General features: G+C 69.2%; 21 protein-coding genes. 15 read left to right on the top strand and 6 right to left on the bottom strand.

From position 1 onward, the window contains the following. Positions 1-2 precede the first annotated feature (2 nt). Complete coding sequence (locus Strain318_RS05740; RefSeq protein ID WP_367887560.1) at positions 3-3,377, bottom strand: GAF domain-containing protein; 3,375 nt, start codon at positions 3,375-3,377, stop codon at positions 3-5. A 67-nt stretch (positions 3,378-3,444) separates the two neighbouring features. Then, positions 3,445-5,469: a site-specific recombinase gene (locus tag Strain318_RS05735; protein ID WP_367887559.1), complete on the bottom strand. Its 2,025-nt coding sequence runs from the start codon at positions 5,467-5,469 to the stop codon at positions 3,445-3,447. A 38-nt stretch (positions 5,470-5,507) separates the two neighbouring features. Between Strain318_RS05735 and Strain318_RS05730 the strand changes: the two genes are divergently transcribed. From Strain318_RS05730 to Strain318_RS05690, 9 genes are all read left to right on the top strand, one after another. Beyond that, entirely contained in the window at positions 5,508-6,026 is a 519-nt protein-coding gene (locus tag Strain318_RS05730) for an RsmD family RNA methyltransferase (protein ID WP_367887558.1), read from the top strand. 61 nt (positions 6,027-6,087) lie between these two features. Beyond that, positions 6,088-6,657, top strand: a complete 570-nt coding sequence (locus Strain318_RS05725; RefSeq protein WP_367887557.1) for a hypothetical protein — start codon at positions 6,088-6,090, stop codon at positions 6,655-6,657. Continuing rightward, the gene (locus tag Strain318_RS05720) at positions 6,654-7,283 is read left to right on the top strand and encodes a hypothetical protein (protein ID WP_367887556.1); all 630 of its coding nucleotides are present in this window, start codon (positions 6,654-6,656) and stop codon (positions 7,281-7,283) included. Before Strain318_RS05725 ends, Strain318_RS05720 begins: the two co-directional genes overlap by 4 nt. Next, positions 7,276-7,665 carry a winged helix-turn-helix domain-containing protein gene (locus Strain318_RS05715; RefSeq protein ID WP_437436315.1) on the top strand — a complete coding sequence of 130 codons (390 nt, stop codon included), beginning with the start codon at positions 7,276-7,278 and terminating at the stop codon, positions 7,663-7,665. Before Strain318_RS05720 ends, Strain318_RS05715 begins: the two co-directional genes overlap by 8 nt. After that, a complete protein-coding gene (gene uppS / locus Strain318_RS05710) occupies positions 7,662-8,306 on the top strand; it encodes a polyprenyl diphosphate synthase (RefSeq protein WP_367887555.1) in 645 nt (214 codons plus the stop codon). Before Strain318_RS05715 ends, uppS begins: the two co-directional genes overlap by 4 nt. After that, the gene (locus tag Strain318_RS05705) at positions 8,303-9,721 is read left to right on the top strand and encodes a DUF4153 domain-containing protein (RefSeq protein WP_367887554.1); all 1,419 of its coding nucleotides are present in this window, start codon (positions 8,303-8,305) and stop codon (positions 9,719-9,721) included. The genes uppS and Strain318_RS05705 overlap by 4 nt, the downstream gene beginning before the upstream one ends. Before the next feature lie 3 nt (positions 9,722-9,724). Continuing rightward, on the top strand, positions 9,725-11,347 hold the full coding sequence (locus Strain318_RS05700; protein WP_367887553.1) for a serine hydrolase domain-containing protein: 1,623 nt from the start codon (positions 9,725-9,727) through the stop codon (positions 11,345-11,347). Between the two features lie 31 nt (positions 11,348-11,378). After that, the gene (locus Strain318_RS05695; RefSeq protein WP_367887552.1) at positions 11,379-12,017 is read left to right on the top strand and encodes a hypothetical protein; all 639 of its coding nucleotides are present in this window, start codon (positions 11,379-11,381) and stop codon (positions 12,015-12,017) included. A gap of 50 nt (positions 12,018-12,067) precedes the next feature. Then, entirely contained in the window at positions 12,068-13,045 is a 978-nt protein-coding gene (locus Strain318_RS05690) for an NAD(P)-dependent alcohol dehydrogenase (RefSeq protein ID WP_367887551.1), read from the top strand. A 106-nt stretch (positions 13,046-13,151) separates the two neighbouring features. Here the strand turns inward: Strain318_RS05690 and katG are convergent, their stop codons facing one another. Further along, a complete protein-coding gene (katG, locus tag Strain318_RS05685; RefSeq protein WP_367887550.1) occupies positions 13,152-15,362 on the bottom strand; it encodes a catalase/peroxidase HPI in 2,211 nt (736 codons plus the stop codon). Positions 15,363-15,633: 271 nt separating this feature from the next. On the opposite strand from katG, the gene Strain318_RS05680 reads away from it, so the two are divergent. Beyond that, positions 15,634-16,248, top strand: a complete 615-nt coding sequence (locus Strain318_RS05680; protein ID WP_367887549.1) for a hypothetical protein — start codon at positions 15,634-15,636, stop codon at positions 16,246-16,248. Here the strand turns inward: Strain318_RS05680 and Strain318_RS05675 are convergent. From Strain318_RS05675 to Strain318_RS05665, 3 genes are read right to left on the bottom strand one after another with little or no spacing between them, the layout of a single operon-like run. Next, positions 16,242-17,783 carry a sulfatase-like hydrolase/transferase gene (locus Strain318_RS05675; protein ID WP_367887548.1) on the bottom strand — a complete coding sequence of 514 codons (1,542 nt, stop codon included), beginning with the start codon at positions 17,781-17,783 and terminating at the stop codon, positions 16,242-16,244. The two genes, Strain318_RS05680 and Strain318_RS05675, sit on opposite strands and share 7 nt — an antisense overlap. Further along, positions 17,780-19,186: a class I SAM-dependent methyltransferase gene (locus Strain318_RS05670; RefSeq protein ID WP_367887547.1), complete on the bottom strand. Its 1,407-nt coding sequence runs from the start codon at positions 19,184-19,186 to the stop codon at positions 17,780-17,782. Before Strain318_RS05670 ends, Strain318_RS05675 begins: the two co-directional genes overlap by 4 nt. Continuing rightward, positions 19,183-19,347 (bottom strand): hypothetical protein, encoded by a 165-nt coding sequence (locus Strain318_RS05665; RefSeq protein WP_367887546.1) that lies wholly within the window; start codon positions 19,345-19,347, stop codon positions 19,183-19,185. The genes Strain318_RS05670 and Strain318_RS05665 overlap by 4 nt, the downstream gene beginning before the upstream one ends. A gap of 232 nt (positions 19,348-19,579) precedes the next feature. On the opposite strand from Strain318_RS05665, the gene Strain318_RS05660 reads away from it, so the two are divergent. The 5 genes from Strain318_RS05660 to Strain318_RS05640 all read left to right on the top strand — a co-directional run bounded on the left by Strain318_RS05660 (position 19,580) and on the right by Strain318_RS05640 (position 22,697). After that, positions 19,580-19,801: a hypothetical protein gene (locus Strain318_RS05660; protein WP_367887545.1), complete on the top strand. Its 222-nt coding sequence runs from the start codon at positions 19,580-19,582 to the stop codon at positions 19,799-19,801. 107 nt (positions 19,802-19,908) lie between these two features. Next, positions 19,909-20,133, top strand: a complete 225-nt coding sequence (locus Strain318_RS05655; protein ID WP_367887544.1) for a hypothetical protein — start codon at positions 19,909-19,911, stop codon at positions 20,131-20,133. Next, positions 20,133-21,224 (top strand): hypothetical protein, encoded by a 1,092-nt coding sequence (locus Strain318_RS05650; protein ID WP_367887543.1) that lies wholly within the window; start codon positions 20,133-20,135, stop codon positions 21,222-21,224. The genes Strain318_RS05655 and Strain318_RS05650 overlap by 1 nt, the downstream gene beginning before the upstream one ends. Further along, the gene (locus tag Strain318_RS05645) at positions 21,221-21,940 is read left to right on the top strand and encodes an ABC transporter ATP-binding protein (RefSeq protein WP_367887542.1); all 720 of its coding nucleotides are present in this window, start codon (positions 21,221-21,223) and stop codon (positions 21,938-21,940) included. Before Strain318_RS05650 ends, Strain318_RS05645 begins: the two co-directional genes overlap by 4 nt. Continuing rightward, entirely contained in the window at positions 21,933-22,697 is a 765-nt protein-coding gene (locus Strain318_RS05640; RefSeq protein WP_367887541.1) for a hypothetical protein, read from the top strand. Before Strain318_RS05645 ends, Strain318_RS05640 begins: the two co-directional genes overlap by 8 nt. Positions 22,698-22,717 lie beyond the last annotated feature (20 nt).

Below are 22,717 nucleotides of genomic sequence, written 5' to 3'. Positions count from 1 at the left end.
CGCTAGGCCGCGATGTGTGCGCGGATCGCCGCGAGGAACGAGGCCTCGTTGTGCTCGCCCTTCTCCAGCACGCGCTGCACACCCCCGGCGAGTAGCCGCCGGTCCTCGGCGGTCAGCACCTTGGCCGTCATGACCACGACCTCGATGTTGGCGTTGGCGGCGTCGGCGCGCAGCGCCTCGAGGAACTGGAACCCGTCCATCTCGGGCATCATGAGATCGAGAAGCACGAGGGACGGGCGCATGGCGTGGACCTGCTCAAGCCCGACGCGGCCGTTCGACGCCTCCGCGATGGACCATCCGTCCTTCTCCAGCGAGCGCCGCACCATGGCGCGCGTGTCGGCATCGTCCTCCACGACCAGTACCCGCGCACCCGACGTCTTGCGGTAGCGCGCCAGCACGGCGGTGAGCTTGTCGCGCTCGAGCGGCTTGGTCAGGTACTCGGACGCGCCAAGCGCGAAGCCCAGGTTGCGATCATCGGTGATGGTCAGCATCACGACGGGAATGCCCGCGATCTCGGGATCTTCCTTGAGCGCGGACAGCAGCTCCCAGCCGTCGAGCCCCGGCATGACGACATCGAGCGTGATCACGTCTGGCCGGTGGCTGCGGGCGAGGGCAAGTCCGGTGCTGCCATCCGCGGCTTGCAGCACGCGGTACCCTTCGCGGGCGAGCGTGCGCACGAGCAAGTCGCGGGTCGCGGCGTCGTCGTCGACCACGAGGACGGTGCCCGCGTCGCCCGTGCCCTCGTGCGCCACCACCGGGACCGGCGCCGCGGCCGGATCTTCCACCATCGCCGGCAAACGGACATGGAACGTGGTCCCGACCCCTGCGGTGCTCTCGACGTGGATGGTGCCGCCCATCATCTCGCAGAACATGCGGCTGATGACCAAGCCGAGCCCGGTGCCGCCGTACTTCTTGGCCGTCGAGGACTCCGCCTGCGCGAAGGCGTTGAAGAGGCGCCCGAGCTGCTCGGGCGTCATCCCGATCCCGGTATCGCGCACCTGCAGCTCGATCCAGTCGCGCCCCGCGACGTTCTGGCGTGCGCCGGAGAGCGTGATGGTGCCGCGCTCGGTGAACTTGCTGGCGTTCGACAGCAAGTTGAACAGCACTTGGCGTACGCGGGTGACATCGGCGTGCATCTCGCCGAGGGTCGGAGCGAGGTCGAGCACCAGGCGATTGCCGTTCTTCTCCACCAGCGGCCCGACCGTGGACGCGACGGCGTCGATGGCCGGCCGGAGGTCGAAGGTCTCGAGGTGCAGCTCCATCTTGCCGGCCTCGATCTTCGAGAGATCCAGCACGTCATTGATGAGCGCCAGCAGGTGGTGGCCGGCAGCGTGGATGCGGCGCAGGTCCGTGACGGCGTCGGCGGCGCCGCGGTCGACGGCGTCCTCTTCCAGCATCTCGCTGTAGCCGATGATCGCATTCAACGGCGTGCGCAGCTCGTGGCTCATGTTCGCCAGGAAGTCGCTCTTGGCCGAGTTGGCGGCTTCGGCGTCGCGCCGCGCCTTCAGCAGCGCAGTGACGTCATGGTAGAGCGCCATAAGCCCCACCAGCTCCCCGTCCACGACGACCGGCACCCCCAGCACCTCGACGTCGACGAGGCTGCCGTCCTTGCGCGTACGCCGGGCGATCGCCCGCACCGGCCGGCTCGCCAAGGCCTCGTCGGTGTACTTGATGGCTTCGGCGCGGTCCTGCTCGGACGTGATGAGTTCATCGAGCTGACGCCCGATGACTTCCGCCTCGCTGTAGCCGTAGAGCTCCACGAAGGCGGGATTGCAGCTGACCACGTTGTGCGCGCGATCCAGCGTCACGATCGCCACGGGGCTGTTGGCGACGAGATCGCTGAAGTACTGCTGTTGATGCTGGGCTTGCGTGAAGAGGCGCGCATTCTCGATCGCGATGGCCGCCTGCGGTGCGAACAGCTCGAGGAGGCGTAGGTCGGGCTCGCCGATGTTGCGACCGGGATCCGAATGCACGCTGGCGATCACGCCGAGGAGTCGGTTCCCGATGAGCAGCGGCGCGGCGATCACGGATTGTACGGTCGTCTGCCCATACTGCGCGGACCGTCCCTCCCACTCCTGGTAGCGCGGGATGATGAGGGGCTCGCGGGTCTGCGCCACCCGGCCCATCGCGCCCTCGCCCAGGGCAATGCGAGTCCCGACGGCGTTCGCCCCCATGTTGTGGCTGGCGACGATCACGAGGTCGCCGGTCGCGTCATCAAAGGTGGCGAGCTCGCCACCGGTGACGTGGAGCAAGCCTACAGCGCGGTCGAGCACGCGCTGCAGCACGCGCGAGAGCTCGAGTTGCCCGGCGAGGTCCTGCATGGTGTCGAGCAGTGCCTGCTGTTCCTCCGCCCGCCGCCGCTCCGCGGAGAAGAGGCGGGCATTCTCGATCGCCACCGCCGCCTGAGGGGCGAAGAGGTCGAGCAGGCGGAGATCGTCGGCGCCGAAGCGGCGCGCGGCGTCCTGGTCCATGAACGCGATGGCGCCGACCAACTGCCGCCCCATCAGCAGCGGCGCGACCATCACGCCGTGGAAGTCCGCCTGCGCATACTGCTCCGAGCGCGAGACCCACGCCTGGTAATCCGGGATGATGTACGGTTCGCGCGTGAGCGCGACGTGCCCCATCGCGCCTTCGCCGACCTTCATGCGTGTGCCCGTGGTGTCGCGCCGCCCGGGATGGTAACTCGCGACGATCTCGAGCTCATCGCGATCGCGGTCAAAGATCGCCAGTTCGCCGTGGCTGACCTTCAGCAGTTGGATCGCGCGTTCCAGCACGGCCTGCAGCAGGTCGGCGAGCTCGAGCCGCGCCGAGAGGTCGGCAATGGTCGCCCGCAGGGCCTCCTGCTCGTCGGCGCGGCGGCGCTCGTCACGCAGCAGGCGTTCGCGGCCGATGGCGATGCCCGTCTGGTGCGCGGCGGCCCGCAATACTTCGAAGTCGTCGGTCCCGAAGGCGTGGTGCCGGTTGCTCTCCACGACCAGCACGCCGACCAACTGTTTGTTCACGAGCAGGGGCACGTCCACTTCCGACCCCTCGTTGCGCGTCGGCAGGTAGCGCGTGTCCGTGGTGACCTGCGGGGTGTAGTGCAGGCGCCCATCAAGCAGCGGCAGCTCGCTCAGGCCGGAGCCCGGTGGGACGCGCAATCCGACCGGCGTGTCCGAGGACCCCCGCGAGGCAGCCACCACGCGGTCGCCCGTTGCGCGATCGACCAGCAGCACGGCGACGAAGTCGAATCCGAGCGCGGCATCGTGCAGGCCGTCCACGACGGCCCGGCAAATCGCCGCCTCGGAGTCCGCCGCCGCGATTCCCGTCGACAGGCGCAGGAGCGCCCCCTCACGCTGTCGATCGGACGAGCCAGCAGCGACGGATGAGGCGGGCATCAGGGGCGGAGGAGGGGCGACGGCTGGCGACGACCGACGCGAATATGCGGGGCGCCCCGAGGACCCGCTAGGGTGCCCCGCCCTCGCGTGCCCGCGGCGGCAACAAGAACTCCCGCGGTGATGCCCGGAACCGCTCGTACACGCGCCGCGTCAGGCCGGCCGTTCCCTCGGCACCGATCCCGCGCGACTTGAGCGCGACCCGCAGCGCGAGGATGAAGCTCACCACGAGGTTCACGAGCGCGATCAGCAACACGCCGGCCGCACTCACGACGATCACCTGCCAGCCCACCTGGAAGTCGAGCGCCGTGAGCGCGTACGCGAGGTTCGCCGACGAGAACGACACGTGGCGGATGTCGACGGGCAAGCCGAAGAACGCCCCCACCGTCCCGGTGGCGCCAAGCATGCAGCCGAAGAGGAAGTTGCCGGCCAGCGCGCCAAGGTTGTACTCGACGTAGCGCGCGATCTTGTCCACGCGCTTCGCACCCAAGAGGCGCTTCATCCACTTCACCCGGCGGATGCGCTCCGGCACGCGGTGGAAGAGCGACTGGTTGTCGTAGTAGCCGCTGATCAGGCCGCTCATGAACAGATACACGCCGGCGATTCCCGCGTGGAACAGGGCGAGGCTCCGCCACGGATGCAGCTCGTGCAGCAGGTGCTCGGCCTTCGCCTGTCCGATCGGATTCCAGTCGAGGAACTCCGCGCCGACCATCGCGATGGCCAGTGAGGTGAGGAAGCCGATGGCCACGTTGCCGGCGATGCTCACCCACTGCGTGCGGCTGACCTGCGCCGCCAGCCCGGCGATGCGGTCCAACCGTGCGTCCTTGTCCGGCGTCCCGTCCAGCGCGGCAGCAATCGTCGCCGCGGTCATGGCCGGCTGCTTGGTGGCGATCGTGAGGTGCAGCACGTGCACGAGCACGAAGCCCAATCCATAGATGAGCGAGAACGCCACGGCCTGCCAGAAGCCGGGCAGCCCGAGCTTGGACGTGAGGATCTTGGTCAGCGCCATCACCGCGACGATGAGCCCTGCGCCCGCCGCCGCGCGGAACATCTCCTTGTACTCGGCGCGCGTCTCGGTGACGTAGTGCTCGCCGGACTTGCTGGCGTGTTCCGTCACGCGGCGCGCGAGGAGCTGCGTGGTGCCGTCGAAGATCTCCCCGAAGCGATTGCGCCGGTTCTCGGCGCGGATCAGCGTGGCCATGAACTGGACGGCCCGCGTCCGCGTCCCCGTCGCCGTCTCCTTGGCGTCGGGCACGGCGAGGAGTCGGAGCAGGCGCATGCGCGCCACCAGCTGTTCGATGCGCGCGAGCACGAACACCAGCGTGACGCCCACGCCCGTCTCGTGCGACTTGCGGCGGATCTGCGCCACGAAGTCGGTGCAGTGGCCGAGGAGTACCTCGAGGTGCCCGTCGTACGCCGGCGCGGTGGCGGGATTCGCCTGCAGCGCGATGAGGTCCTTCACTTCATCGCTCTGCGCGAGGAACGGCGACTCGTGCCGCGCGAGCGCCGGCGCGTAGCGCACCAAGGCGGGATCCATGCCGAGTGCCGCCAGCCGGTGGCCGACGAGACGCATGGCCTCCAACAACTCCTGCCGGATATGGCGACGCACCGGGGCAAAGGCCTCGCCGAAACAGCCCAAGCGCTCGAGGAGATGGTCCCAGGTCTCGTACGGCACCTGCGCGATCCACTCGCCGTCGTGCGGCTCGTCGAACACCTCGGCGACCAAGTCCCGCAGGAAGTCGTGGTCCACGGCCGGGGGCAGCAGACGGCCCAGCAGCCGCTGCCAGAAGCCCGTGAGGAAGCCCGTGCTCGTGAGGATGCCCGACTCGGCATACAAGGTGCGGTGCATGCGCGAGAGCAGCACCTGGCGCAGGTGCGCCGACAGGGCCTCGGCCATCGCGGGGCGCTCGTCGAGCAGCGCGATGAAGCCTTCGAATGGCGCGGCCGCCTCCGCCGCGCCCTGCACGCGGCCGGGCCGCAGCAAGGCCACCAGGCGACCCAGGTAGTCGCCCGAGACCTCCTGCGGGGCGCGCGCGATCTCCCCGAGCAGGGCTTCGATTTCCGGGAGGTTGGCGGGCGGGGTGCGCAGGCTCATGCGGGCAATCTGGGCCGTGGACCCGCTAGGTTCCACCCATGCGCATCGTCGGCGGCAAGTTCGCGAATCGTGACCTCACGTCCCCTGCAGACTTCCGGGTGCGGCCGACGGCGGAGCACGTGCGGGCGGGGCTGATGGAGCATCTGGCGGGCGAGCTCGAGGGCAAGTCCTGCCTCGACCTCTTTGCGGGCACGGGCGCCCTCGGTCTCGAGGCGATCTCGCGCGGGGCGCGGCGCTGCGATTTCGTCGAGACGCGTCCGACATCCCTAAGCGCGCTCAAGTCGAACATCATCAAGCTCAAGCTCCGCGAGCGCACGCGCGTCTTCAAGAAGGACGCCCTGCCCTTCGCCGCGGTGCTGGACGAAGGCGCGTATGACGTCGTTTTCGTGGATCCGCCCTATGGCTCGCGCATGCTCGACCGCGTGATCGAGTCCTGGCAGGCGAAGCGCTTCGCGCCGATCCTGGTCTGTGAGCACGAGCGGGGGCACTCGTTGCCGCCTGGGGCGAAGCGGCTGGATTTCGGGGAGACCGTGGTGTCGGTGTATCGGCTGCCTTGACACGCCGGGCGGGACGCTGCACTTTGTAGTACAAAGTGCTTGACGGACTCCCCGCCCCCGCGTGCCGATGCCCTCGATCCCGTTCCGCAAACGACTCCGCGCCGCCGCCCAGAACGCCGTCCTCTGGGGCGCCGGCTTCTTCACGGCGAGCCTCGCCTTGATGACCGCCCGCCTCTTCCTCGGCTTCTCGCCCGAGGGCATCGGATTCCTCGATGGCGTGGGCATGGCCATCCGCATCGGCGTCTGGGGCGGCATCTGCGGGACCGCGTTCTCCATCGCCGTGGGCCTCCGCTTCACCGGCCGCCGACTCGCCGAGATCCGGCGCCTGCCCTTCACGCTGGGCTCGGCGGTCGGCATCGGCCTCTTCGTGCCGCTGGCCCTGCAGACCCTGCGACTCCTCGGCGGCGAGGGGCTGCTCCCGTGGAGCGACATCACCGACGACGCGATCTTCACCGGACTCTTCGGCGGCATCGCCGGCGGCCTCACGCTGACGCTGGCACAAATCGCCGACCGCGTGCTGCCCCCAGGCGTGCGCAGCGAGGAAGAGCTCCTGCTCCGCAACGCCGACGCCGCCATCGCGGCCGCCGAGCTTGAGCGCGCCCGGACAAGCACGCGGGAGGCCGCGCGATGAGCCAGCCCCCCGCCCTTCACGACAAGGCGCTGCAGGACCTCTCGTTCATCCGCCGGACCATGGAAGGCGCGGCGTCGTTCACCGACGTGCCCGGCTGGGGTCTGGTGGTCGCGGGCGTGATTGCCTTCGCGACCGCCTTCCTCGCCGACCGACAGCCGACACCCGAGCGCTGGTTGGCGATGTGGCTCGCCGCAGCCGCGGCGGCCGCCTCGCTGAGCGGCGCCCTGATGTGGCGGAAGATGCGTCGCCGCGTGGTCGACGCCGGCGACGAACGCCGCGCGCTGCTCAACGTGCCGGCGCGGAAGTTCCTGCTCAGCCTGCTGCCGGCGCTCTTGGTGGGCGCGGTGCTCACGCTCGCGCTGGCGGACGTCTCGGTGCCCGGCATCGACCCGCGCATCGCCGAGCGCGTGCTGCCCGGGATGTGGCTCTTGCTCTACGGCCTCGGCATCACGACCGCCGGGGCGTTTTCCATTCGCGCCGTGCCCATCATGGGGCTCGGCTTCATCATCCTCGGCGCCGTTGCGCTCTTCATCCCCGCCCTCGACGGCGACCTGATGATGGCGCTCGGCTTCGGAGGACTGCAGGTCGGTTTCGGCCTGCTGATCGCACGGAGGCACGGTGGCTAAGCGTGACGGCAGTGCGGTACGGGCGCGGGCCAAGGCGCCGCGCGAGGAGGGTACGACGTTGACCGCCGTGGACGGTGATTCCTCGATTCCCATCGCGCTCGACAAGGTCATTCACGAGCGCCTACGCCTGGCGATCGTGAGCGCCCTCGCCGTGCACGAGTCGCTGACCTTCAACGACCTCAAGGCCATGCTCGACGCCTCGGACGGCAATGTCTCGGTGCACGCGCGCAAGCTCGAGGAAGCGGGCTACATCGCCTGCAAGAAGGGCTTCGATGGCCGCATCCCGCGCACCGAGTACCGCCTGACGGCCGCGGGCCGCAAGGCACTCGAGCGCTATCTCGGGCACATGGAAGCGCTGATCAAGCGCGTGGGAGGCGCATGAGCAAGGCACGCAAGGTTCCCGGCCATCTCGCCATCATCATGGACGGCAATGGCCGCTGGGCGTCGCGCCTCGGCCGCCCACGCTGGATGGGGCATGTCCGCGGCGCGCATACGGTGAAGGAAGTCGTCGCGCACTGCGTCCGCGCCGGCGTGCAGCATCTCACGCTCTACGCGTTCTCCAGCGACAACTGGAAGCGCCCGCGCGAGGAAGTCGGCTTTCTCTTCGACCTCTTCGCCTCGCATCTGGATCGCCAGGTCGACGCGCTGGTGCGCAACGGCATCCGCCTCACGATCTTCGGCCGTCGCGATCGCCTGCCGGCGGAGCTCGTCGCCGCCTTCGAGATGGCGGAAGCGCGCACCGCCCACGGCACGCGCATGCATCTGCGCGTCGCGGTGGACTACTCGAGCCGCGCCGCCATCGAGCGCGGCGACGAACGCCTGCCCGATGTCGACCTCCTGCTCCGCACCGGCGGCGAGCGGCGGCTCAGCGATTTCCTGCTCTGGGAGAGCGCGTACGCCGAGCTCGCCTTCCTCGACGTGAACTTCCCCGACCTGACCAGCGAGCATCTCGACCTCGTGTTCGCCGACTTCGCCTCACGCGACCGCCGCTTCGGCGGCGTCAAGGAGCCACAGCGCGTATGACCCCCGCACTCGCCCGCCTCATCCTGCCGACCGCGCTCGCGCTCGGCTTGCTCGCGGACTATCTCTTCCGCGCGCACCAACCGCGCGCCGGTTTCGCCGTGTGGTGCCTCGTGGCGCTGGGCGCCGCGCTTCTATTGCAGCGCGAGCGTGAGCGGACACTCATCATCGGCGCCGCGGCCGCACTGGTTCTCCTGCTCGTGCTGCGCGAGGCGCCCATACTCTATGCCCTGAATGGATTCGCGCTGTTCATCACGCTGCTGCTGGTGGCCTGGCGTGCGCTGGGCCGCTCCGTCGCGCAGCTCGAACCGCGCGATGCGCTGATCGGTGGCGTGGCGGCCGTGGCCAGCCTGGCCGGCGGCACGCCGACGCTGCTGATGCGCGACGCCAACGCCAGCGCGCTCGGCGAGCAGGTGAAGGGCAACTACAAGACCTTTGGCATCGGCGCGATCGTCGCACTGCCCGTGCTGCTCATGGTCACCGGCCTGTTGGCCTCGGCAGATCCGCTGTTCGCCGGCTTCCTCGACGAAGCCGGCGCGCTGCTCGATACCACGCTGGCCGAGCACATCGGCGTGACGCTGGCCACGGCGTGGATCTCGGCCGGCGCACTGCGTGGCTCCCTCGTGCCGCTGGCGATTGACGGCACTCGCTTCCGGAAGACGTGGGAACTTCCGCTCTCGACCTTCCTCCCCGCGCTCGGCGGTCTCACGCTGCTACTCAGCGCGTGGATCGGCCTGCAGGTGCGTGCGATGTTCGGCGGCGCGGCCTACGTCGCCGCGACCTCTGGCGTGACGGTCGCGGAGTATGCGCGCAACGGATTCTTCGAGTTGATCGTGATCGCCGGCATGGTCTTGGCCGTGCTCTTGGTGACCGACGATTTGCTCGTGCGCGGCGCGGAGTCAGCGCGCCGCAGCTTCCGCACGCTGGGCGGCATTCTGATTGCACTCGTCGCCGCGGTGCTCGTCTCGGCCCTCATGCGCCTGTCGCTGTACTTGGGCTTCTACGGACTCACGGAAGACCGCGTGATGGCGCTGGCCGTGCTCGTGTGGGTCGCGGCCGTGCTCGGCTGGTTCGCGTTCACGGTGCTGCGCGGTGAGCGGCTGCGCTTTGCGCGTGGCGTGCTGGCGATCTCGGCCGTCTGGCTGGGCCTGCTGAACCTCGCGAACCCCGAGCGCTGGGTCGTGGAGACCAATGTGCGCCGCGCCGAACGCGGATTGGACTTCGACATCGCGTATCACGCCACGCTGTCCGCCGATGCGCTCCCGGCGCTTGAGCGCGCCGCCGAGCGACTTGGCGAGCCGCGGGCGACGGAGCTGCGCACGGCGGTTGCCGCGCGCTGGACGGAGCGGAACGCCCGCCGCGCCAACGACTGGCGTGAGTGGACCCTTCCCTACCTGCTCCACGGACGTACACAATAGGGGATGCGCAAGCATCCACTATTGCTCCTCCTCGGGCTCGGCGTCGCCGAACTCTCCACCGCGCGGCTGAGCGCGGCGCAGTCCCAGACGTCCCTCCCGGGCGGCGCGATGAGTTCCATCGCGCCGCCTGCGCGCTTTGCGGACCCTGCGCGGCGCGAAAAGCTGCGCACGGCGATCCCGCGCATCGACTCGCTCATGCGGCGCTTCGCCGAGCAGCAGCGCGTGCCGGGCTGGGCCTATGGCATCGTGATTGATGGCCGCCTCGAACACGTGGTCGCCGGTGGGCTTCGCAACGTGGAGCAGCGTGCCGCGACGGACACGGCGACGGTGTTCCGCATTGCCTCGATGAGCAAGAGCTTCGCGGCCGTGGCCATCCTGCAGCTGCGCGATGCCGGCAAGCTCTCGCTGGATGACCCCGCCGAGCGCTACGTGCCCGAGCTGGGAAGCCTGCGCTACGCGAGCGGCGATGCACCGAAGATCACGATCCGGCACTTGCTCACGCATTCCGCGGGCTTCCCCGAGGACAATCCTTGGGGTGACCAGCAGCTGGATGCCAGCGAGGAGGCCTTCAGCGCCATGATGCGCAGCGGGATTCCCTTCTCGACGACGCCTGGCACGGCCTACGAGTACTCGAACTACGGCTTCGCGATCCTCGGGCGCGTCGTGCGCAACGTGGCTGGCATGCCGTACGCGCAGTACCTGCGTGAGCGCATCCTGCTGCCGTTGGGCATGCGGCACACGTATTTGGAATCCGCCGATGTGCCGGCAGAGCGGCTGGCGTATGGATATCGCCTGGAGGACGGCAGCTGGAAGCTTGAGCCGCCGCTGCCCGACGGGGCATTTGGCGTGATGGGCGGTATGCTGACGACGCCGGCGGATCTCTCGCGCTGGGTGGCGTTCATGCTGGACGCTTGGCCCTCGCGTGATGGCGCTGATGCCGGACCGCTGTCACGCAGTTCGAGGCGCGAGATGCAGCAGATCCAGCGCTACAGCGGGCTCTCGACCTTCGTGAACGCCGGGTCCATCGCGTCGAATGCGGGCGGCTATGGTTATGGTCTCCGCGTGAGCGAGAACTGCGATATCCGCGTGAATGTGTCGCACACCGGTGGCCTGCCGGGCTACGGCTCCATCATGCGCTGGTTGCCGGAGGAAGGCGTGGGCATCATCGCCTTGGGCAGCCTGACCTACACGCCGTGGACGCCGATCGTGGAGCAGGCCATTACGATGCTGCGTGAGACGGGTGGCCTAGTGCGGCGCGAGCTGCAGCCGGCGCCGGTGCTCGAGACGCGCCGCGCGCAGGTCACGCGCCTGGTGCAGCAGTGGTCCACGCCCCTAGCCGACTCGTTGGCGGCGATGAACCTGTTCCGCGATGAATCGGCGGAGCGGCGGCAGGCGCTGATCGCGACGCGCGTGCGTGAGGCGGGCGGTGAGTGCCGTAACGAGGGGCCCTTCGTGGTGGAGAACGCGCTGCGCGGCCGCTGGCGGATGCGTTGCGCGCGTGGCGATCTGCTGGTGGGTATCACGCTCGCACCCACCGAACCGGCGACCGTGCAGTTGCTCAACGTGCAGGCGATCCGACCCGAGTCGGAGCTACGGCCGGCTGCGACCTGCCGACGCCAGAACTAGACGCTCATCCATGCATCTCGAGGACTCCCGAATGACCGCCAGCCGCCACGCCAGCACGATGATCTACGCCGGCATCGTCGCCTCACTCCTGACGATGGCCTTTCATCCGACGGGATCGTCGGTACTCGCCGACGCCGAGGCAGGCGGGGGCAACGTGATTGCCTGCGGCACACACCTGCTGGCGCTTCTCGCGCAGCCGCTGCTGTTGACCGCGATGGGCATCCTGAGCTGGCGCCTCCGCGACCGCCCCGCGCTGGCGGGACTCGGCTTCGCGTCCTACGCACTGTCGGCGTTCGCGATCATCATCGCGGCGGCGATGAGCGGGCTCGTCGCGCCGCGCCTCGCGGAGATCCTCGTCGAGGTCGCAGCGGCCGACAAGCCGGGCGTGATGCAGCAGTGGTACCTCTCGCACACCTACAACCAGGTGTTCGCGCAGATCTCCGTGATCTTCACCGGCGTCGCGATCCTGAGCTGGTCGGCGGCGATGCGCACGGCGGGCGCCTTTCCGCGGGGGCTCGCCACGTTTGGACTCGTCATCGGCGCCATCGGCACGTTCGGCGCGCTGTTCAACCTGCTGCCGCTCGACATCCATCGTTACGGGCTCATCGTGCTGGTGCAGTCGATCTGGATGGTCGGTGTGGCCGTGACCCTACGAAAAGACGGCGCCTGACGCGGTTCCGGATGGCGAATCCCACAGACGCGCGCCTGCGTAGGACCCGCATGCGCGCGTTTGTCGTGACCAAGTACGGCTCGCCAGATGTCCTGGCTCTGCGTGAGCTGCCCTACCCCGTACCGAAGCCCGGCAGCCTGCTCGTGCGTGTGCGCGCCTGCACGGTGACCTCGGCAGACTGCCGTATCCGTGGCCTCAATGTGCCCCGCGGCTTCAGACAGGTGATGCGCCTTGCCCTCGGAGGCCAGGCACCGCGTCAGCCGGTGCTGGGCTCCGAATTCGCCGGCGAGGTGATTGGCGTCGGGGCGGGCGTGACGCGATTCGCGCTGGGCGACGAAGTGTTCGGCATGAGCGCGAACCTTGGGGCGCACGCCGAGCTGCTCGTGGTCCGCGAGACGGCAGCGCTCGCGCTGAAGCCGGCGAGCTTGAGCTTCGCAGAGGCGGCGTCGCTTCCCTTCGGCGCGACGACCATGCTCGACTTCTACCGACGCGGGCGCCTGGCGCCGGGCGAGCAGGTGCTGGTGAACGGCGCGTCTGGTGCGGTCGGTGTCGCCGCCATCCAGCTCGCGGTCGCTGAGGGCGCAGCGGTCACGGCGGTGTGCAGTGGCGCCAACGCGGAGCTCGTGCGATCGCTCGGCGCGCGGCACGTGATCGACTACTCGCGCGAAGACTTCACGCTGGGCGGGCCACGCTATGACATCATCGTCGATGCAGTCGGCACCGCGCCCTTCGCCCGCAGTCGCCTGGCGCTGCGTCCGGGCGGTCGCCTGCTCGCGGTGCTCGCCGACCTCCCGGCAATCCTCTCCGCGCCCTGGCAGTCGCTCGGCAACTATAGCGTGATTGCCGGGCCCGTCAGCGAGCGCGCCAGCGATGTGCAGCGGATCGCAGAGCTCGCGGCAAGCGGCACACTCCGCCCCGTCATTGACCGGTGGTTCGCGTTCGAGGAGCTGCCGGCGGCGCACCGGTATGTAGACACCGGGCGCAAGCGTGGCTCGGTGGTCATCGATGTGGCGGGAGAGGGTCGCTAAGGTCGGCCCGCGGATTCCGCGCTCCGAGAGCTGAACGGCATCCCAGAACGTGACGAGGGCCGCCCCCGCATCACGGAGGCGGCCCTCGTCACGTTCCCCGCTTCGCTTACTTCGCGAGATCGAAGCGATCGGCGTCCATCACCTTTGTCCACGCGGCCACAAAGGTCTTGGCGAAGCGCTCCTGCGCATCCGACTCCGCAAAGGCTTCGGCCAGCGCACGCAGCTGCGAGTGCGAGCCGAACACGAGGTCGTTGCGCGTCCCCGTCCACTTCACGGCGCCCGTCTTGCGATCGCGGGCCTCGAACAGCTCCTGCGCCTCAGACACGGACTTCCACTCCACGCCCATGTCGAGGAGGTTCACGAAGAAATCATTCGTGAGCGTCTCGGGACGCGTGGTGAGCACGCCGTGCTTGCTGCCGCCGTGGTTGGCACCGAGCACGCGGAGACCACCGACCAACGCCGTCATCTCCGGCGCGGTGAGCGTGAGCAGCTGCGCCTTGTCGAGCAGCATCTCCTCGGCGCTGACGCTGAAGCGCGTCTTCTGCCAGTTGCGGAAGCCGTCGGCCTGCGGCTCCAGCCAGGCGAAGCTCTCGACGTCCGTCTGCTCCTGCGTGGCATCGCTGCGGCCCGGCGTGAACGGCACGGTGATGTTGAGACCGCCCTTGCGCGCCGCTTCCTCGATGGCGGCGACGCCGCCCAGCACGATCAGGTCGGCCAGGGACACCTTCTTGCCGCCCTTCTGCGCGGCGTTGAACTCGGCCTGGATCTTCTCGAGCACGGCGAGCACGCGCGTCAGCTGGCGCGGCTCGTTGACTTCCCAATCCTTCTGCGGCGCGAGGCGGATGCGGGCGCCGTTGGCACCGCCGCGCTTGTCGCTGCCACGGAACGTCGACGCCGAGGCCCATGCGGTGCTCACCAGCTCGCTGATGCTCAGGCCGCTCTTGAGCAGCGTGGCCTTGAGGGCCGCGATGTCCTTGGCGTCCACGAGCGGGTGATCCACGGCGGGCACCGGATCCTGCCAGCTCAGCACTTCGCTCGGCACCAGCTTGCCGAGGTAGCGCGCGCGCGGACCCATGTCGCGGTGCGTGAGCTTGAACCAGGCGCGCGCGAAGGCGTCGGCCAGTTGCTCGGGGTGCTTATGGAAGCGCTCGGAGATCTTGCGATACGCCGGATCCTCACGCATCGCCATGTCGGCCGTGGACATCGCCGGCAGCACGAACTTGCCCTTCACGTGCGCGTCGGGCACGGTGCGGGCGGCCTCCTTGTCCTTCGGCTCCCAGATCCAAGCGCCAGCCGGCGACTTCACCAGCTCCCACTCCCACTTGAACAGCGTCTCGAAGTAGCTGTTGTCCCACTGCGTCGGCGTCGGCGTCCATGCGCCCTCGAGGCCCGAGGTCGTGGTGAACTCGCCCTTGCCCGTGCCGAGGGCGTTCTTCCAGCCGAGTCCCTGCTCTTCCATCGACGCGCCTTCCGGCTCCTTGCCCACGAGCGCCGGATCGCCCGCGCCGTGCATCTTGCCAAAGGTGTGGCCGCCGGCGGTGAGCGCGACGGTCTCTTCGTCGTTCATCGCCATGCGGCGGAAGGTCTCACGGATGTCGCGCGCCGAGGCCAGCGGATCCGGCTTGCCGTTCGGGCCTTCGGGATTCACGTAGATGAGACCCATCTGCACCGCGGCGAGCGGGTTCTCGAGCTCACGGTCCCCGGAGTAGCGCTTGTCGCCCAGCATGTCCGCCTCTGGGCCCCAATAGATGTCCTGCTCGGGCTCCCACACGTCCGCACGACCGCCGGCGAAGCCGAAGGTCTTGAAGCCCATCGACTCCAGCGCGACGTTGCCGGCGAGGATCATGAGATCCGCCCAGGAGAGCTTCTTGCCGTACTTCTGCTTAATCGGCCACAGCAGGCGGCGGGCCTTGTCGAGGTTGCCGTTGTCCGGCCACGAGTTGAGCGGCGCAAAGCGCTGCGTGCCGTTGCCCGCGCCACCGCGGCCGTCGGCCGTGCGGTAGGTGCCCGCCGAATGCCAGGCCATGCGGATCATCAGCGGGCCGTAGTGGCCGTAGTCGGCCGGCCACCAGTCCTGCGAGTCCGTCATCAGCGCCTTGAGATCGGCGACCACGGCGTCGAGGTCGAGCGTCGCAAACTCCTTGGCGTAGTCGAACGCCGCGCCCATCGGATCGCCGGCGGGCGGGTTCTGGTGCAGGATCCCGATGTTGAGCTGGTTGGGCCACCAGTCGCGGTTCGAGCGCCCACCGGCCTTCACGGCGCTGGGGCTGCCATGCATCACGGGGCACTTGCCCCCGGACTTCGCGCTATCGGACATCACGGTCTCCAAAGATCGGGATTGCAGTGAAAAGCCTGCGTGTTGAGCAACGTAGGACGAACCCGCGAGACCGCGTTCAGGTTTCCGGCTTCCACCCGAATTCCGCACACAAAGCGACCGCAATTCCGAGTGCGGTTGCAGGGATTCCGCGACAAGGGAGACGCCGCGAACAACCAGCGAATCACTGACATGAACTCCAGCATTGCCTGAATGCGATGCGGCGGCGGCGTGCCCAACCTTCGGTCACCCTTACCTCCCGATGGAGGTCCGTATGCGACGCGTGCTGATGCTGCTTGCCGCAGTGGGATTCGCGGCAGGCACGCTCGGGGCCCAAGACAAGCCCGGCCCCGACAAGCCCCAACCCTCGACGGATGCCTCGGGTTCGGCATTCTTCCTCGGCTATAACCTGTACCTCACGCCGCAGGTGTGGCCGGACATCGGGGCGGACGACGATCCCAAGTTCGGCGTCGGTTTCGGCGGGATGCTGGGGCTCGGCTGGCGCTGGGACGAGCTCGTGCTGCTCGTCGGGCCGCACATCAGCTACCAGATGTGGACGGCGGACTACTCGCAGAAGCCGAACAGCGCGACGCGGAGCGTCACCATCGGCATGGCGGATGTCGGCGTCGAAGCCGTCTTCCATTTCGACAAGTCGATGGGCTTCTGGATGGGCGCCGGGAGTTCGACGATGGACGCGTCGATGCTGCTCGACAACGGCGACACGTTCTACTATCCCGGACTCGACGGCGAGCAGTTCGGCTATCTCTCGGCCGGCGTCACGTTCCGACTCGGGCGCTTGGCGCGCCTTGGCCTCGGCGTCACGCAGTATCAGGAAGACGCCGCGCGCGATGCGAATCGCGTCGAGTTCCGGCTCGGGCTCGGCTACTGAGTGCTGTCTCGGGGCGCGGCGTGCGCGTCGAGCCACGCCACGAGGCTCGCGTAGTCCGGGATCTCGTCGCGGAGGAGCGCGGATGCGAGTTCGTGCACGACGATGCCATCCAGGGCGCGCGCATACGACAGGCCGCCGCGCGCGCCCGCCAGCTTCACGATGAACGGCACGCGCGTGTCTTCCGGCTCTTCGATCCAGCGCGGCCGATACTGCGCCACGTGGTCGGACGTCACGATGACGGCGGTGCTGTCCCACTGCCCCGCGCGCTCCATCGCCTCCCGGATCTCGCCGAGCATGACGTCGGCGAGCTCCAGATTGAAGAACATGCCGTCGGGACTGAACTCGGTGAGCGTGTAGTCCTGCTCCTCATGGTCCCAGATCCACGGCGTGTGCGGTGCGATCACGTGCAGGAACACGAAGCCGCGCTCGCCGAGCACCGCGGCCTGGGCGAGGTCTTCGCGCTGCGTCTCGACGATCTCGACCTGGCGCAGCCATAGGCTCAGGTACGGCACCAGCGCCAACTGCTGCTCGGCGACCGCGCGCCAGAATCCCGTGTCGCGGGCCCGCGAGCCCACCGTGCGAGCCGGATACGTCTCGCAGGCGTCGGAGTGCTCGAAGATGCGGCAATACGGGTGATACCAGCCGGCGATCACGCCCACGCCACCAAGCGACTGCGCCTCGTCGATCAGGTTGTCCGTCTCGCTCCACGGCACGGTACGGCCGTCCTCGAGCGTCAGGATCAACTCGTCCGCACCCTCCGGCTCCGATGCCTCCACCTCCAGGCCGCTCAGCATGCCCGGCACGGAGATCTTCGTCTGCCGCCCGATCTGCGTCACCTGCGTGGCATCGAGCCCCTCGGCGCGCAGGCGGTCCAAGGCCGGCATCTCGATGGAATCCGGCCGTGCGTCGATGGCGTGCCGCCGTCCCATCGCGTCCATGACCACCAGCACGACGCGCGGTCCCGCGCGCCGCGGCACGTCTGCATCGACCGATGGAGCCTTCGACGCCAACGCCTCGCTGGGATTGACCTGCAGCAGGATCAGCGCGGCGCGACCGAAGGTCACTGCGACGAACGGCGAAAGCACCAGCACGAAGCCCACCGCGAGGCGCAGGGCGCGCTGCGGCCAGCGCACGCAGGCGGTCACCAGAGTCACCACCACGACGAGCGGCAGGATGACGTCGAGGTGCTTGCCGCTCTTCCAGAGGTCCACTAGCGAGAGCACCCCGGGGTTCAGCTCCGGTCCGAGATGGTTGAGCTGCGCAAGCAGCACGACGGTGAATCCCGTCACCATCACACGGCGGCCGATGGCGCCGCGCCGGCGCAGCCACGTCGCGCCGAACGCGAGCGCGCCCCCGAGCAGCGCCACGTTCAGCATCAACGCGTAGATGTCCGCGTTGTGGATGCTGCTGAAGTACGCATCGGGCCCCGCCACGGCGAGGACCTCGCCCCAGAGCCGGATGAACCAGAGGTTGGCCAGCGAGAGGCCGATCAGCAGGTCACGCCCGCGCGGCAGGGGCAGGCGTGGCGTGTTCACGCGGCGAACCGGAAGAGCGTGCGCCCCGACGTCCCCACCGCCACTCGCTGGCGCGGGTGCAGGCCCACCGCGGCGAACGCGGCGACGAGGCCTTCCTCCGTATAGCCGTCGAAAATGTCCTCGCGCGCCGAGAGCAGCCGTTGCACTTGCGGGTCCGGCTTCGGCACCCACTCGATGATCACCTGCGTGCCAAGGTGTGCCAACAACTGCGCCACGCCACCGAGCGGTACGTTGTTGCCGATCGCCAGGTGATGCACGAGCGCCAAGGCGAGCACCGCGTCGAACGGTCCGCGCTCCGCCAGCGCGGGCCACTCCGCGTGATCCCAGCCTTGCGCAGGGGCGGGATTCGTCAGGTCGACCAGCAACGGATGCACGCCGGACTCGCCGGCCTCGCGCAGGCGACGGAACCCGCGCTCCACGGCCATCGGGTCGCCGTCGGCCGCCACCACCAGCGTCGCGCCGGCATCGCGGGCCACGCGGGAATACTCGCCGGCGTTGGCGCCGAGGTCGATCACGCGCTGGGCGTTGGCCGCACGCACGAAGTCGGCGACGAGCCCCTGCTTCGACGCCCGACCGGCCGCGTCATAGTTGTGCGTCTCCTCGTACGCGCCCCATTCGGTCCCCGCCTGCCACCTGAGGCTCGAGACGGCGCCCTTCAGCGACGCGAGCAGCCCCTCCAACCCGATCTTGCTGACGCGCGCCGTCGCGGGAGCTGCGCCCGGGCGGGTGCCGGAGCGCGCGCCCTCCGTGGCCGCGTGCTTGGCGATGCTCTGGGCATGGAGATGAATGTGCATGAGCACCGCCGGGCTCATCCAGCTGCGCCGCGGGAGCAGCGTCGAGGCCAGGTCGAGCGGGATGCCGTCGAGGTACTGCCGCAGCAGAGCGCCGAGCCGCACGTCGAGCCGGGCCTGCAGGACCAGCGGCGCGAGGAAGTGCTGGCAAAACTGTCGGTACGCCACCCACGGCCTGCCCTCGTCGTAGCGCTCGAACGAGAGGGTATCAATGAGCACGGGCTGCACGCCGCGGAACTGCACGTTGAAGGCGCTGGCATCCTTGAGCGTCATGCCGTGCGCGAGTGCCATCTCCTGCACGCGCAGCGTGAGCAGTGCCGCCGCTTGCCGCTGCGCAAAGCACCATTCATAAGGCAGCGAGATGAACGGCAGCAGTTCCGGCTGCAGGACGAAGGCGGCCCCCGGGGCCGCCGCCTCGCGCAGGGGCCGCTCCTCGTGCGGCACGAGCAGCCCCTCCGCCGTGAGGGCGGCATAGAGACCGCTGGACTTCAGTTGCTCGTAGTGGGGGCGATACCGCTCCTGCACCTGGCGCAGGAGCACCCCATCGCGGCGAAAGAGAAAGCCGCTCGGATCCCGGAACGAACTGCCGATCCGCGAGGGATCGTGCGTCATCCCTTGATGCGCTTCCAGGCCCGGGAAAAGGCGTCGCGCACGGTCAGGCCGGCACGCTTCATCGTCACGATGCCGCCCAATACGCCGGCGATGACGGCTTGCAGGATCAGCGACCCGGACATCGGGTCGAGATATGCCAGGACGAGCTCCGGATGCTCCATCAGACTGCCTCGTGGGGTGAGGATTTGCGAATATGCGCCTCTTTACCCGACTGGGGCAATACCGTGTCACGAATCCGACGGTACCGTCACGTACCTGAGGAGTAGGACCGGCGGGTCCGATGTGACCCGGCGCACCGTCGCGGGTGACGATGCCTCCCTACGCAATGCCCCGATGGCGGCTCCGGACAGCCGCCACACCAGCTTCGCGGCTCACCCCATCCGGAGGTTTGCCATGCGTCGCTTCATGCTCCCCGTCCTCACCGGCCTGCTCCTGCTCACCGCCGCCCCACGCAGCGCAGCGGCCGAGGACGGTTGGAAGGAGTTCGTCGACTGCGTCAAGTTCACCACGATCTGGTGCGACCTCGCGCGCGATGATGTGAACAACTTCTTCGAGTACATGGGTGTCGAGTTCCTCTGCGCCCTCAAGTACCTCGCGTGCGCGTTCGAAGCCTGAGCACTCGCCGGCCGATGACGCTGCGATGACGCCACGGGCAAGGATTCGATGATGCTCCGGCGCCCGTGCTCCGTAGGTTCGCGGCTCACCCCAACTCGGGAGGCAGCATGCGAAAGACAACGTTGATCGCGCTCGGCGCTCTCACCCTCTCCCTCTCCACGGCATCCCCGGCGATGGCCGACTCCGTGGGAGACTGCGTCGACCGCGTCACGCGGGACTGTGACCGGGCACTCGCCGACTCCAACTGGCTCGAGAAAGTGGCCGTCGGCATCGTCTGCACGGGGATGTACCTCGCCTGCGGCGGGGTGAACGTCACCGTCCGGGTGTTCTAGTGCGAGGCGCCGTCCATCGCATCCTTCCCGCGCTGGGCGGCCTGCTGCTGGTCGGGTGGGGCGCGTCGTACCTGACGCGTCCCGCCCCGGCAGCGGACGCCACCATGAGAGGGCGACTCGCCCCCTTCGATGCCTCGCTCGCCACCGAATGGGAGCCTGTCGCAACGCTCGACGGCGACGCGCTCGAGGGCGGGCGCATCCTCGCGCTCGACGCCCGCGGCGACACGCTGGTGCTCGCCCATCCCCACGCCGTGTCGGTGCTCGTCGCTGGCCGGCTGGTCCATCGCTTCGGCAGCGACGTCGTGGGGGCGCCCGAGTTCATCGCCCGCGGCGCCGGCATCGGCATGACCGACCACGGCATCGCCGTCCTCGATCCGCCCCAGCACCGCGTGGATTTCTGGCGGCCCGACGGCACGCGGATCGCCCGCGTCGTGCTGCCGTCGTCGCGACAGGGCGCGCAATACGCAGCCGTCACGGCCCTGGACCGTGCCGTGCTGGTCACGGCATTCCTGCACAGCGACGATGGTCCCGGCTGGTGGATCTGGCGCGTCGCGCCGACGGCGATCGACACGCTGCTGGCCCGCCACGCGGCGGGCGAGGCCGGCGCGGCGTTTCGCATTCCCATGGTCGCCGCTCTCCGCGACACGCTCCGCCTGCTCGACGCGCTGCGCGGCACGGTGTTCACGCTCGGCAAGGACGGGCATCGCCTCGACTCCACCGCCCGTCCGGACCATCCCAGGTATCGCGTGCCCGAACGCAGCCGCCGGCGACTGCGCGAGATGTCGGCCACGATGCCGGAGGCGCTGCGTCGGGCCCTCGATGTCGGCGATTACGGTCCCTCGGCCCGCGCCCTCAGCGCCAGCGAGGACGGCCGCCTGCTCGTGCTCACCGGGGACCTCGACGATGCGATGCACGTCGAACTGCTCGACCGTGACGCACGCCCCATCGGCCGACTGTGGGACGCCGCCGAGTCGGCACAGCTCTTCCTGGTGCGCGGACGTGTGTACCGGCTGCGCGAAGACGACGCGCGCTACGTCATCGACCGCATGACGCCGCGGCCATCGCAGCCCGTGGAGTCGACGCCGCCATGATTCATGACCAACTCGTGTGCCAGGATCTGCATGTCGTGTTCGCCGACGGCACCGCCGCGCTCCGTGGCGTCGATCTCGCGCTGGGCGATGGCATCGTCGGTCTCGTCGGGGCCAACGGGGCCGGCAAGACCACGCTGCTGCGCGTGATGGCCGGCATGCTCGCCCCGAGTTCCGGCAGCGTGCTCGTGGGCGGCCGGAGTGCCATCGCGCATCGCGTCGCGGTCGGCGTCGGAAGCATTCCCGACGGCGCGCGATTGCCGCAGTATCTCCGGGTCGACGCATTTCTCGACGGGCTGCGCCGCGCAGCCGGGTCCCCGGCCGAGACCGCCAGCGAAGGCGAGATCCGGCGCGCACTCTGCATCTCGGACCTCGGCGAGCGCCCGCTCGCCGCGCTCTCGCTCGGCCAACGCCGCCGCGTCGAACTCGCCGCCGCGCTCATCGGAGATCCCGACCTGCTCCTGCTCGACGAGCCCACGAACGGCCTCGACCCGCTCGCCATGACCGCGCTTCGCAGCGGCTTGCTCGCCGCCCGGCGCCCCGGACGGCTCATCGTCGTGAGCTCGCACCATCTGGACGAACTCCAGCGCATCGCCGAGTGGATCGTGGTGATGCACGAGGGACGTGTGGTCGCCAGCGAATCGGCAAGCACGCTGCTCGCCATCGGGAGTTCGCTCGAGGCGGTGTTCCTCGCGACGGCAGGCCATGCGCATGCCTAAGCCTCGGGGCACGGTGCCCCTGCAGTGGCACGTCGCGCGCTGGCGCATCGAGGCACCGGGCCGCGGCGGACTGCTGGCTCTCGCGGCGCTCACGCTGTTCCTGTGCGTGCCGCTCGAGCGACTCGGCGCGGACATGGCGTGGAGCACGCAGGCGAACGTCCTCGTGAACCTCGGCGTCACGCTCGCGGCCGTGATGTTCGGGCGCGACGCCGGCCGCAGCGATGACGCCGAGCCGTGGCTGGCGCTTCAAGGAGGCTCGGGTGCTGACTGGGCGCTGGCCCGCTGGGCGGCCAACACGCTGCCATTGTTCGCACTCGCCGGCACATGGGCGTTCGTGATCAGCGTCGTCAGTCGTATCCTGCAGGGACCGGGTGTGCCGTGGCACGGCACGCTTGGGCTCGCCGCGCACCTCGCACTCACCGCGATCGTGCTGACGCTGCTGCTCCTCGCCTTCGGCGCGCTGGGGATCCAGCAGACGGCCGAGGCGATGCTGCTGGTGCTGATTCTCACGTTCTCGGTGCCGCTGCTCGGGGAGCGCCTGCCGACGATCGTTCGCGGTGCGCTGGGGCTCATTCTGCCGCCAATGACGGCGATCGCCGCGGTTCGCGACGGCGTCGTCGATGGCGACTGGGGGGACGCGCTGCGCGCGCTCCTCCGGCTCGTGACCTGGTGCGGAATCCTTCTCACGATCGCGCTCGGCGCCGCCGACCGGCGTGTCCCCGCGCGGCCCTCGCGGAAACCTCGCACCGCGACGTAGGTTGGGGCGCAGTCGGACTT

It is taken from the genome of Pseudogemmatithrix spongiicola, from assembly GCF_030623445.1.
In the GTDB taxonomy this organism is placed as follows: Bacteria; Gemmatimonadota; Gemmatimonadetes; order Gemmatimonadales; family Gemmatimonadaceae; genus Pseudogemmatithrix; species Pseudogemmatithrix spongiicola.
This window is presented reverse-complemented; position numbering and strand designations above follow the sequence as displayed.